We start from the raw sequence: 11,629 nt of genomic DNA on the forward strand, positions 1-11,629 counted from the left end.
CACACCCGGATCGGGTTGCCGTCGCGATCGGTGCGACTAGACGAGCAGCAGCGTGATCGTCGAGCCCTTGGGCGCCTTGCCCGACTCGGTCGGCTCGACCGACATCACATAGCCGAGCCCGAGATATTGGGGGCCGGGCTTCGACTCGACCTTGAAGCCCGCCTCCTTCAACAGCTTGGTCGCCTCGTCGACGCTCTTGGTCTTCACCTCGGGGATCTGGACCAGCTCAGGGCCGAGCGAGCGGACGATGGTGATCGTGTCCCCACGAAAGGCCGTGCCCGACTCCGGATCCTGGCTGATCACCCGATCCTTCGGGACCGAATCCGAGTTCGCGGTCTTCTCGTTGATCTTGAAGCCCTTCTCGGTGAGTGCATCGCGCGCCTCCTCGGCACCCTTGCCCACCCAGTCGCCGATCTTGATCGGCTCGGGGCCCTTCGACACGGCGAGGTTGACCGTGCTGTCCCGCTTCAGCGAACTGCCGGCCTTCGGGTCGGCGGAGAGCACCGTGCCCTTCTTCGCCTTCTCGTCCCAGCGTTCGCTGATCTTGCCGACCTTGAGGCTGGCTGATTCGATGGCCGAGCGGGCATCGTCGAGGGAGGAACCGACCACCTCGGGTGCCTCGAACCGCTCAGGGCCCTTGGACACCACCAGGGTCAGCGCGCTGTCGCGCTCCAGTCGGCTGCCGCCGGCGGGTTCGGTGCCGATCACCGCTCCGGCGGGTACGTCCTCGCTGAACCGCTCGGTGGTACGCGGTTGCAGGGCCGCCTGCCGGACGGCGTCGCTCGCCTGCGCCTGGGTCATCCCGGCGACGGTCGGCGCCGCGGTGAACCGGCCCTCGGCGAACCACCAGCCGGTGGCGGCGGCCAGCAGCACCAACAGGGTCAGCAGGACCAGCCAGATCCACCCGCGGCGCCGTCGGCGGCGCTGTCGCTCCACCAACTCGCGCCGGTGCCGAGACGGCGAGGACGGTGCCCGTGGTTCGTCGGGCTGTGCCGGCAGCAGTGCGGTACGCCCGGGCTCCGGCGGCGGGCCGATCGGCACCGGGGTCGCGCGGTCGGTGCTGCGTTCGGCCCACGGCACGCTCGGCGACAGCGGCGTGTGCACGGGCGTCGCCGGCCGCGGTGGGCGCGCGGGCCGCACCGGAGCGGGGCGTACCGGTGTGTCGCGTACCTGTGTGTCGCGTACCTGGGTCGGCCGGTCGAAGGCCTGCGTGCGGTCGTCGGCGCCGTCGAACGGTGCGAGCGAGCGGAACCGGGCGGTCAGCGCGGGGTCGTCCATCACGCCGCTGCCCAGGGCCGCGCGTGCCTCGCGTACCGCCGCGAGCAGGCCGCGCGCATCGGCCGGCCGCTGCGTCGGTTCGCGGCGGGTCGCGGACTGCACCAGTGCGTCGAGATAGGGCGGGATGGCCGTGCGGGTGTGCCGCCAGGACGTGTCCAGGCGCTGCGAGGGCGGCTCGATGTCGTTGTGCACGTGCGCCCAGGCGACCTGGATCGGGGTGTCGCCGGTGTGCGGCTTGCTACCGGTCAACATCTCGAACAACACCACCCCGGCGCTGTAGACATCGGAACGGGGCGTCGCGCGGCCGTGCAGCACCAGCTCCGGTGGGAGATAGGAGACCGTCCCGATCAGCAGGCCCTGGTTCGCGGTGATGGTCTGCGCGCTGATCGCGCGGGCCAGACCGAAATCGGCGACCTTGAGTTGACCGCGGTCGGTGATCAGGACGTTCTCGGGCTTGACATCGCGGTGCACGATGCCGGCCTCGTGCGCCGCCGCGAGCGCCGCCAGCACGGGCTCGATCAGCTCCAGCGCCCGCAGCGGTTCCAGCACGCCGGCGCGGTTCATCAACTGCCGCAGCGTCCCGCCGGCGATGTGTTCCATCACGATGTAGGGCCGGTCGCCATCGTGGCCCTGGTCGAAGACCGAGACGACATTGGGATGCGACAGTCGGGCGGCCGAGCGGGCCTCGCGATCGAACTTGGCGACGAAGTCCTCGTCGGCGCCCAGCCCCTCCTGCATCACCTTGACGGCGACGGTGCGGGTCAGCCGTTGATCGGTGGCCAGATAGACCGTCGCCATGCCGCCGCGGGCGACGCGATCGGTGACCTCGTAGCGGCCATCGAGCACATGACCGATCAACGGGTCGCCCATCTGCGTCATGGTCATCAACTACTCCGGCGGTCGAAAGGGGAAGGTACCGCGGTCTGTCGGCATCCGGCGCGGGACGCCGGCTGCCAGGGCCGAGTCTAGAGGGAGCGCCAAGCGAGGGCCGGGAAGCGACGGCATCGGCGTGCCCCGGCCCCGTTGCCCCGGCCGGCTGACAGGATGGGCGCATGAGCTCTCCCGTGCCGCTCGCCCCGATCATCCCGCCGCACGCCCTCGGTCTCGGCGATGTGTTCAGCGGTGCGTTCGCCGCCATGAAGGCCCGTTTCGGACGGTATCTCGGCCTGGCACTGCTGCCCGTCGCCGCGACCCTGGCCTATGTGCTGGTGATCACGCTCGCCCTGGGACTCATCGCCGCGATGGCCGTCGGCGCTGCGACCGGAGAAACCGGGGCGGGCACGATTGTCGGATTCGTCGTGCTCGGGGTGCTGATCGTCTTCGTGGCGAGCGTGTTGTTGGTCCTGTTCCTGGTCAGGACCCAGGGGATGATGGCCCTGCTCACCTACGACCTGGCGGCGGGCGGCGATCCGAGCATTGGGGAGCTGTGGGCCAGGACCCGCGGTCTGATGGGGCGGGTGCTGGGCATCGCCTTGTTCTTCACCGCGGTGGCGCTCGTGGTCGGCGGCATCTTCTTCGCCGTGTTCGCCGGCATCGCCATGTCGGTCATCGCTGCGTCCGTGTCCGGCGGTTCCTCGTCGGACTCCGCTGCCGGAGCGGCCGGGGCCATGGTCGGCGCAGGCTTCCTGATGTTCTTCCTCGGCTTCGCGGTCTGGGTGGTGGCCATCATCATCGGCGTCCGGCTGTACGTGTTGTTGCCGGTGCTGGCGGTGGAGGAACTCGGCGGGATGACGGCGCTGAAGCGGGCCTGGGACCTCACCCGGGGCTTCTTCTTCCGCACCCTCGGCTATTACCTGCTGCTCGGGTTGTTGATCAGCGTGGTCACCTCCATCGCGCAGGTCCCGGGGCAGGTGATCGGCTCCTCCCTGACGTCCGGAATGGACTCCAGCTCCGATCCGACCGCCGTGATGGCTGCGCTGATCCCGGTGATGCTGGTGCTTTCGATCCCGCCCCTGCTGGTCTCGTTGCTGAGCACGCCGTTCGCGACCGCCTACAACACCATCTACTACATCGACCTGATCCGTCGTCGCGACCAGGGGATGGGCGACCCGGTCCAGGCCTACGGGGCCTACCCCGCCCCGGGCTACGGACAACAGCAGCCGGGGTACGGGCAGCAACAGCCTGGGTACGGCCAGCAGCCGGGCTACGGGCAGCAGCAGCCGGGGTACGGGCAGCAGCAGCCGGGTTACGGCCAGCAGCAGCCGGGTTACGGGCAGCAGCCGGGTTACGGCCAGCAACAGCAGGGGTACGGGCAGCAACAACCGGGCTACGGCCAGCAGCCCGGCTACGGGCAGCCGGGTAGCGGTCCGGAGGATCTGCGCTGACCGACCCGGATCAGTCGATCCGGCCCGCCATCGCCGTGCTCGCCTCGGCGTAGCGGCGCGGCGGGATCCGGCCCGCCCCGGCCGCCAGCGCGCCGGCCTCCACCGCCAGCCGCATCGCCCTCGCCATCCGGGCGGGCGCCCGGCAGCGGGTGACGGCGGAGGCGAGCAGCACTCCCGCGCAGCCGAGCTCCATCGCCAGCGCCGCCTCCGAGGCAGTGCCGATGCCGGCGTCGAGGATCACCGGTACGCCGGCGGCACCGACGATCAGCTCGATGTTGTGCGGATTGCGAATCCCGAGTCCCGAGCCGATCGGCGCCCCCAGCGGCATCACGGCCGCACAGCCGGCGTCCTCCAGCTTGCGCGCGAGGATCGGATCATCATTGGTGTAGGGCAGCACGACGAAGCCGTCGGCGACCAACTGCTCGGCCGCCTCGACCAGCTCGATCGGGTCGGGCAGCAGGGTCAGCTCGTCGGCGATCACCTCCAGCTTCACCCAGTTCGTCTCGAGGGCCTCCCGGGCAAGTTGCGCGGTCAGCACGGCCTCGGCCGCGGTGAAGCAGCCGGCGGTGTTCGGCAACACCCCGATCCCCAGCTCGTCCAGCAGCTCGATCAGCGATCCCGGCGCATTCGGGTCGATCCGGCGCATCGCCACAGTGGTCAGCTCGGTGCCGCTGGCCACCAGGGCATCGCGCATCACGCTCATGCTGGGTGCGCCGCCGGTGCCCATGATCAACCGGGAGGAGAACTCGACATCGGCGATCCGCATCGACTGCGGCAGTTCCGGTTGCTCCATGATCAACCTCCTTGGACCGCGGTGACGATCTCGACCCGATCGCCCTCGGCGAGCGTGCGCTCGGCGTGCTGGCTGCGGCGTACCACCGTGCCGTCGACGGCAACCGCGACTCCGCGATGGGGCAACTCGGCAACCAGATCGGCGATGGTCGTGCCGTCGGTGACCTCGCGGGGTTCGGCATTGACAGTGATCAACATCGTCAGTTCCTCACGGTCTCGGGTCGGGTGGGCGCCGCGAGCCGTGACCAACCGAACGGCCGGGCGACCTCGGGCAACTCGCCGTCAACGACCAGGGCGCTGATCGTGTCGGCGGTGATGGGGGTGAGCAGTACGCCGTTGCGATAGTGCCCGGTGGCGAGCAGCAGCCCGTCGACCGGGGAAGCTCCGAGGAAGGGCAGGTTGTCCGGGGTGGCCGGGCGGAATCCGACGGAAATCTCGTCGACGGCGTACTCGGCCGCGGCGGGCAGCACCCGGCGAGCATCGCGGAGCAGCTCATACACCGCGCCCGCCGTGGCGGCATCGTCGAAGCCGACATCCTCCACGCTGGCGCCGATCACGATCTCGCCGTCGACGCGCGGCACCAGGTAGACCTCGAAGCCCGAGCTGAACGCCCGCACGGTCCCCCGCGGCCGCGGCACCCGGCCCGCTCGCAGGCGCGCGATCACGCCCTTCACCGGGCGGACCGGCAGCCGGAATCCCAGCTCCAGCGTCCCCGACCAGGCGCCCGCGGCAACGATGGCGACATCGCCGCGGACGGTACGCCCGTCGGCGAGTTCGGCGTACCCGCCGCCGGCCGCGACGACGCGACCCGACAGCCGACGCACGCCGGCGCGCCCGCCGGCCTCGCGCAGCGCGGCCCACAGCCGACGGTTGTCGACCGACCAGTCCCGCTCGACCGGCAGGCCCGCCCGTACCGTCGGCGCCAGCAGGGGTTCGCGGCGGCGTAGCTCGCGGCCGACGATCAACTCGGGCGAGTCGATCATGCCGCGCTCGGTGAGGAATCCGGCGAAGTCGCGCAACCGCGCCACGTCGTCGGCATCGGCGGCGACGGACAGCGTCGGCTCCCGGGACAGCCCGGCCGGCAGCCCGGAGGCGGCCTCCAGCTCGGCCGCGAAGTCGGCGAAGCGGGCCAGCGAGGCGAGGTTCAGGCCCACGATCGCGGTGTCGGTGAAGGTGGCCTCGGTCACCGGTGCCAGCATCCCGGCCGCCACCCCGGACGCCGCGGCAGGGGAGGACGTGCCGATCACGGAGACGGTGCAGCCCCGCTCGGCCAGCCGCCAGGCGATGGCCGAGCCGATCAGGCCATCCCCGATGATCACCACATCCACTCATCCGATCCTAGTCCGCGACGCCAGCGGGCCCGGTGTTTCCTCTATGGTGAGCAGGTGACGTTCCTGCTCGGTCTGGACACACGGCTGCGCCAGTCGCGGCTGTATCTGTGCGTCGACACCCGCCGCGAACGGGGCGATTTCGACGATCTCGTGGCGGCGGCCTTCGCCGGTGGCGTGGACATCGTGCAGGTACGCGAGAAGAACCTGCCTGCCGAGGTCGAGCTGGAATACCTCGAGCGCGCCCGGGCCGCGGCCGGCACCCAACACCTGGTCGCGGTGAACGACCAGCCCGAACTCGCCGGTCGGTTCGGGGCCGACGTGCTGCACCTCGGTCAGGACGATGCCCTGAGCGCCGAGGCCCGCAAGCAGGTGTCGAAGTGGGCGCTGCTGGGCCGCTCCACCCACGACCCGGCCCAGGCCGATGCCGCGCTCGCCGATCCGGAGCTTGCCTATTTCTGCGTGGGTCCGGTGTTCGCGACGCCGACCAAGCCGGACTACACCCCGGCCGGGCTCGACCTGGTTCGCTACGCAGCGCGGGTGGCGCCGCCCGGTGACGTCGAGGCGCGGCCGTGGTTCGCGATCGGCGGGATCAACGCCGAGACCTTGGACGAGGTGATCGAGGCCGGTGCCCGCCGGGTGGTGGTCGTCCGCGCGATCACCGACGCGCGCGACCCCGAGGCGGCCGCCCGCGCGCTCAAGGACCGCATCAATCGCGCGTGGGCCGAGGATCCCGCCACCCGCGACTACGCACTGCGCGCGTTCGGCCCGAGCCAGCGGGCCAGCCTGCGCGATGACCCGCGCTGATCGCGCCGCCGCGCCGGCGTCTCGGCGTACCCTCCTCGCGGCCGGTGCCGTGCTGGCCGCGCTGGTGCTGCTCGGCTGGTTGGTCTTCGGCTCCGGCGGCGACGCGGCCGGGCCCGGCGTACCCTCGGCGCCGCCCGGTACCGCACCGTCCGGCACCGCACCGTCCGGCACAGCGCCGGCCGGAGACGGTGCCCGCGGGATCGCCGAGGCCGAGCTGCCGCCGAGCGCCCGGGAGACCCTGGCGTCGATCGATGCCGGCGGGCCGTTCCCCTACCGCCAGGACGGGCAGACATTCGGCAATCGGGAGGGCCTGTTGCCGAAGCGCGAGCGCGGCTACTACCGCGAATACACGGTCGACAAACCCGGCGAGGACGACCGGGGTCCGTGGCGGATCGTCACCGGCGGCCGCGGACCGGACGTCTACTACTGGACGGCCGACCACTACCAGAGCTTTGTGAGGATCCTGCGATGAGCGCGATCGAGGGGCTGCGGCGCCGCGAGCCGGGCGTCTATCGGGTGCGCGGCGGAACCGCCCTGGCCGAACGGCGGCTGCGCGCCTGGGGTTGGCGGGTGGCAACGCTGGGCGCCGCGCCGGGCGGCACGAAGGACGACCTGCTCGGCGCCGTCGGCGACGCGCTCGGCTTCCCGGACTGGTACGGGCGCAACCTCGACGCGCTCGCGGACTGCCTGACCGACCTCGCCGCCCCGACCGCCCTGGTGCTGGCGGGCTGGCCGTGGCCGGAGGATCTCCCGGGTTGGGCGGGGGTACGCGAGGTCCTCGACGAGCGCATCGCCGACACCCGCTGGCCGGCATTCGCCGTGGTCCTCGATCAGACCGCCTGAACGGCTCAGGCCTGCCGGTCGAGCGCACGCGCGACCAGCCCCGTCAGGCCCCGGCGGGCCGCGTCCGGCACCCCGGCCGTGGTGAGCGCGGCGAGGGCCTGCTGTCGGCCGGCGTCGATCATCTCCTCGACCCGCGCCACGGCACCGGAGTCCATGATCAACTGCCGGGCCCGGTCGATGTCGGCATCCGGGCGGCCGATCTGGCCCGCCAGCTCCGCCCGCGCCCGCGGCGCCGACCCGGCCAGCGCGTGGGCCAGCAGCGCCGTGCGCTTGCCCTCCCGAAGATCATCGCCGGCCGGCTTGCCGGTCACCGCCTCGTCGCCGAAGACGCCGAGCAGGTCATCGCGGTACTGGAACGCGCGGCCCAGCGGGGAGCCGAAGTCGGCCAGCGCATGCTGCAACTCCCGCGACGCCCCGCCCAGCGCGGCGCCGAACTGTAGCGGCCGGATCACCGTGTAGCGCGCGGTCTTGTACTCCACGACCCGTTCTGCGGTCCCGAGCCCCGCCTCGTCGAGGGGCGCGGCCTGGGCCAGCACATCGAGGTACTGGCCGACCGTCACCTCCGTCCGCATCTGTTCCAGCAGCGGCAACCCCCGGGCCAACTGCTCCGGCGCGGGCCCCGCCCGGTGCAGCAGCTCGACCGACCACATCAACAACAGATCGCCGAGCAGGATGGCCCCGGCCCGGCCGAAGGCGGCCTGGTCACCGGCCAGACCGGCCGCGGCATGGCCGGCCTCGAACTGCTTGTGCGAGGCCGGCGTCCCGCGGCGGGTGGCCGAGTCGTCCATCACGTCGTCGTGCAGCAGCGCCGACAGGTGCAACAGCTCCAGGCTGGCCGCGGCCGCGATGACGGGCGCGGGCGGATCCAGCTCGCCGGTCGCCGCGGCGTACCCCCACAGGCAGAAGGCCGGCCGCAGCCGCTTCCCGCCGGCGCTCGCCGCGCGGGCCTGGCGCAACAGTTCGGCCGTCTCGGGCCCGATCGCGGCCAGCCGCGCGGCCTGGCCGGCCAGGAACGTGTCGAGCGCGGCGGCGACGCCGGCGCGCAGGCGCGGCCCGGCGGGCTCGGCCGGGTCGAGCAGGGGGGTGCTGTCCACCGGGCGAGCCTAGGGGGTGCTCGGTGCGGCGTTGCCTAGGCTGGGCGCCATGCCGACGACCCCCACGCGCGCCGCGACGATCGCGGAACTGCTCGCGGAGGCGGACCGTCCGCTGTACTCGTTCGAGTTCTTCCCGCCGAAGGACGCCGAGGGCGAGCAGACGCTGTGGCGTACCGTCCGCGAGCTCGAGCCGTTGCGGCCGGACTTCGTGTCGGTGACCTACGGGGCGTCGGGCTCGACGCGCGAGCGCACCGTGCGGGTGACAGAGCGGGTCGCGCGCGACACCACCTTGCGGACGATGGCGCACCTGACCTGCGCCAGCCAACCCGCGGCCGACCTGCGGCGGACCATCGGCGCGTACGCCGCGTCAGGGCTGCGTCACGTGCTGGCGGTACGCGGGGATCCGCCCGGCGGGCCCACCGCGCCATGGCACCCGCACCCGCAGGGGCTGGCGAATGCGACGGAACTGGTCGAGCTGGTCGCCTCGCTCGGCGACTTCTGCATCGGCGTGGCCGCCTTTCCCGACCTGCATCCGGATCGGCGCGATGCCGATCTTGATGCCCGGGTGCTGATCGACAAGGCGCGGGCGGGTGCCTCGTTCGCGATCACCCAGTTGTTCTTCGATGCCGAGGCCTGGGTGCGGCTCGTTGACCGGGTGCGCTCTGCCGGCTGCGATCTGCCGATCATCCCGGGCATCCAGCCGGTGACCAACCTGGGCCAGGTCAAGCGGTTCGCCGAACTGTCCGGCGCGGAGCTGCCGTCGCGGGTGGTCGATCGGCTGAACGCGGTCGGCGACGATCCGGCGCAGGTCCGCCGGGTGGGCGTCGACATCGCGACCGAGCTGAGCGAGCGGCTGCTGGAGGCAGGCGCTCCCGGCCTGCATTTCTTCACCCTGAACCGCTCCCGCGCCTCCCGGGAGATCTTCGCGCGCCTGGCGTGACCCGCTAGTGCGGGCTCGCCGGCGACGGCTCGCGGCGTGCCGCGTCCGGGCGCCACTCGCAGGTGCCGGCGACGTCGACGGTGATCAGGCGCTGGGTCGGCCGGGTCAGGGCGACGTAGAGGACGCGCGCCCCGCCCGGGGACTCCGCGACGATCTCGTCGGGCGCGACGACCACCACGCCGTCGTACTCCAGCCCCTTCGCCTCCAGGGGCGAGACGATCGCCAGCCGCCGGCCGATCTCCTCGGGCAGCGCGCCCGCGAGCCGTGATGCCAGTTGACGAACCCGCGACGGCGGCGCGATCACCCCGATCGTGCCCTCGACCTGGCCGCCCAGTTCCGCGACCAGCTCGGCGACACGCTCGTCGAGACCGGCTGCCGGCGCGGTCTCCAGCCGGGGCGGATACCCGGTGCGGCGTACTGCCGCGGGGACATCGGCATCGGGGAAGGAGCGGCGTACCACGTCGGCGGCGAACTCGAACACCTCGGCGGGGGAGCGATAGTTGGTGCTCATCCGGAACCGCCGCGACTGCCCGCGCCCGACCAGATCGTCGATCGCGCGCTGCGTCTCGGCCGGATCCGGCCAGGAGCTCTGCGCGGGATCGCCGACCACCGTCCAGGAGGCACTGCCGCCGCGGCGGCGCAGCATCCGCCACTGCATCGGCGTGATGTCCTGGGCCTCGTCCACGACGACATGGGCGAAAGTGTCGTGCGGCTCGGCGAACGGATCGTCGACCGGGCGGCGCGCGAGGCGGTCGGCGACCGTGACGACCTCCTCGGTGCGGCCATTGCCCTCGGCGAAGACCAGCGAGCCATCGTCGTCGTCCTCGTCACTGGCGGGTGCGGGCGCCGGTCCGAGCACGGCGGCCAGCTCGTCGAGCAGCGCGATGTCGTCGACCGACCAGCCGGCCGCCGGATCGGCATAGCTGTCGCTCAGCGTGGCCACCTCGTCCGGCGTCAGATCGTCTCGCGCCAGAGCGGCGGCGGTCGCTGGCTCGCCGAGTCGGCGCAGCAGCCCGGCCGGGGTCTGGGCCGGCCACCAGGCGGCGAGGAAGTCGCGGTAAGCGGCCGAGGAGATGACCAGATCCTCGAATGCCTCCCGCTCCAGGTCGGCGGCATCAGTGCCACGGTCGAGCCCGTCCCAGCGTCGCCACAGCGCCTCCAGCAGCGCGCCACGGGCCTCGCCGGCGCCCTGGTTGTAGCGGCGTTGCCGCAGCACCTGGGCGCGGATCCGGTCGAGCTGTGGCGGGTCGAGCGTCAGGATCTCGCCCTTCACGCTGACCCGCAGCCGCGGCTCGCCGGCGTTCGTCGGCGGGTTGTTCACCAGCCGCCGCAGCACCGGCACCATCCGCAGGCTGCCCTTGATCGCGTGGGCCGCCGGCGGGTCGTTGCGGGTCGCGGTGATGCCCAGCGCGTCGACGGCCACGCCACCGATGGAGCGCAGCGTGACCGCGTCCTCGCCGAGCGAGGGCAGCACCCGCTCGATGTAGTTCATGAACACCTGGCTCGGCCCGACCACCAGCACGCCGCCGGACTCGAAGCGACGACGGTTGGAATAGAGCAGGTACGCCGCACGATGCAGCGCCACCACCGTCTTGCCCGTGCCGGGCCCGCCCGTGATCATGGTCACGCCCTGGTAGGGGGCGCGGATCGCCTCGTCCTGCTCGGCCTGGATGGTGGCGACGATGTCGCGCATCTGGGGCCCCCGGGCCCGGCTCAGCGCGGCCATCAGGGCCCCCTCGCCGAGCACCACCAGATCGGTGTCGCTGTCGGTGTCGAGCAGGTCATCCTCGATGCCGATGACCTTCTCACCGCGAGAGCGCAGCACGCGACGGCGTACCACCTCCATCGGTTCGGCCGGCGTGGCGCGATAGAACGGCTCGGCCGCCCGCGCGCGCCAGTCGATCACCAGGGGTTCGTAGTCCTCGTCGCGCACCCCGAGGCGGCCGATGTAGCGCACCTCGCCGTCGGTGCGGTCCAGTCGCCCGAAGACCAGCCCCTCGTGTTCGGCATCCAGCGTGGCGAGGCGCTTGGCTGCCTGGAAGGCGAAGACATCGCGCTCCAGCATTCCGGTGCCGTCCTCGTCGCGGAAGAAGTTGTTGCGATCCGTGCGGTAGAGCGCCTGGCCCTCCGAGGCGACCTGCCGGGCCGACCGGGCCGCGGCGGCGAGGCGCTCGTAGACGCGGTCGACGTGGGCCTGTTCGGTGGCCAGCTCGCGCTCCAGGG

The 11,629-nt window shown here is 72.3% G+C and carries 11 protein-coding genes; 5 read left to right on the forward strand and 6 right to left on the reverse strand.

Annotated features, from left to right (window positions below; all coding sequences use genetic code 11):
• Nucleotides 1–36 precede the first annotated feature (36 nt).
• Complete coding sequence (gene pknB, locus GGQ54_RS13215; RefSeq protein WP_179445808.1) at nt 37–2,163, reverse strand: Stk1 family PASTA domain-containing Ser/Thr kinase; 2,127 nt, start codon at nt 2,161–2,163, stop codon at nt 37–39.
• 167 nt (nt 2,164–2,330) lie between these two features.
• Here pknB and GGQ54_RS13220 point away from each other — a divergent pair, with 167 nt between their 5' ends.
• Nucleotides 2,331–3,602 carry a hypothetical protein gene (locus GGQ54_RS13220; protein ID WP_179445809.1) on the forward strand — a complete coding sequence of 424 codons (1,272 nt, stop codon included), beginning with the start codon at nt 2,331–2,333 and terminating at the stop codon, nt 3,600–3,602.
• Nucleotides 3,603–3,612: 10 nt separating this feature from the next.
• Here GGQ54_RS13220 and GGQ54_RS13225 read toward each other — a convergent pair whose 3' ends face one another.
• Genes GGQ54_RS13225 through thiO form a run of 3 tightly spaced genes read right to left on the reverse strand, consistent with a single transcriptional unit; the run spans nt 3,613 to nt 5,722 of the window.
• Entirely contained in the window at nt 3,613–4,395 is a 783-nt protein-coding gene (locus GGQ54_RS13225) for a thiazole synthase (RefSeq protein ID WP_281370023.1), read from the reverse strand.
• Nucleotides 4,396–4,397: 2 nt separating this feature from the next.
• Nucleotides 4,398–4,592: a sulfur carrier protein ThiS gene (gene thiS / locus GGQ54_RS13230; RefSeq protein ID WP_179445810.1), complete on the reverse strand. Its 195-nt coding sequence runs from the start codon at nt 4,590–4,592 to the stop codon at nt 4,398–4,400.
• 2 nt (nt 4,593–4,594) lie between these two features.
• The gene (gene thiO, locus GGQ54_RS13235) at nt 4,595–5,722 is read right to left on the reverse strand and encodes a glycine oxidase ThiO (protein ID WP_179445811.1); all 1,128 of its coding nucleotides are present in this window, start codon (nt 5,720–5,722) and stop codon (nt 4,595–4,597) included.
• 57 nt (nt 5,723–5,779) lie between these two features.
• On the opposite strand from thiO, the gene thiE reads away from it, so the two are divergent.
• From thiE to GGQ54_RS17445, 3 genes are read left to right on the forward strand one after another with little or no spacing between them, the layout of a single operon-like run.
• Nucleotides 5,780–6,529 carry a thiamine phosphate synthase gene (thiE, locus tag GGQ54_RS13240; RefSeq protein WP_179445812.1) on the forward strand — a complete coding sequence of 250 codons (750 nt, stop codon included), beginning with the start codon at nt 5,780–5,782 and terminating at the stop codon, nt 6,527–6,529.
• Nucleotides 6,516–7,001: a guanyl-specific ribonuclease gene (locus tag GGQ54_RS13245; RefSeq protein WP_179445813.1), complete on the forward strand. Its 486-nt coding sequence runs from the start codon at nt 6,516–6,518 to the stop codon at nt 6,999–7,001. The genes thiE and GGQ54_RS13245 overlap by 14 nt, the downstream gene beginning before the upstream one ends.
• The gene (locus tag GGQ54_RS17445) at nt 6,998–7,372 is read left to right on the forward strand and encodes a barstar family protein (RefSeq protein ID WP_179445814.1); all 375 of its coding nucleotides are present in this window, start codon (nt 6,998–7,000) and stop codon (nt 7,370–7,372) included. Before GGQ54_RS13245 ends, GGQ54_RS17445 begins: the two co-directional genes overlap by 4 nt.
• Nucleotides 7,373–7,377: 5 nt before the next feature.
• Here GGQ54_RS17445 and GGQ54_RS13255 read toward each other — a convergent pair whose 3' ends face one another.
• The gene (locus GGQ54_RS13255) at nt 7,378–8,466 is read right to left on the reverse strand and encodes a polyprenyl synthetase family protein (protein WP_343045962.1); all 1,089 of its coding nucleotides are present in this window, start codon (nt 8,464–8,466) and stop codon (nt 7,378–7,380) included.
• Nucleotides 8,467–8,515: 49 nt separating this feature from the next.
• On the opposite strand from GGQ54_RS13255, the gene metF reads away from it, so the two are divergent.
• Entirely contained in the window at nt 8,516–9,406 is an 891-nt protein-coding gene (metF, locus tag GGQ54_RS13260; protein ID WP_179445815.1) for a methylenetetrahydrofolate reductase [NAD(P)H], read from the forward strand.
• Between the two features lie 4 nt (nt 9,407–9,410).
• Here the strand turns inward: metF and GGQ54_RS13265 are convergent, their stop codons facing one another.
• Nucleotides 9,411–11,627, reverse strand: a complete 2,217-nt coding sequence (locus GGQ54_RS13265) for a HelD family protein (RefSeq protein WP_425487423.1) — start codon at nt 11,625–11,627, stop codon at nt 9,411–9,413.
• Nucleotides 11,628–11,629 lie beyond the last annotated feature (2 nt).

The sequence above is a fragment of the Naumannella cuiyingiana genome (assembly GCF_013408305.1).
Taxonomy (GTDB): domain Bacteria; phylum Actinomycetota; class Actinomycetes; order Propionibacteriales; family Propionibacteriaceae; genus Naumannella; species Naumannella cuiyingiana.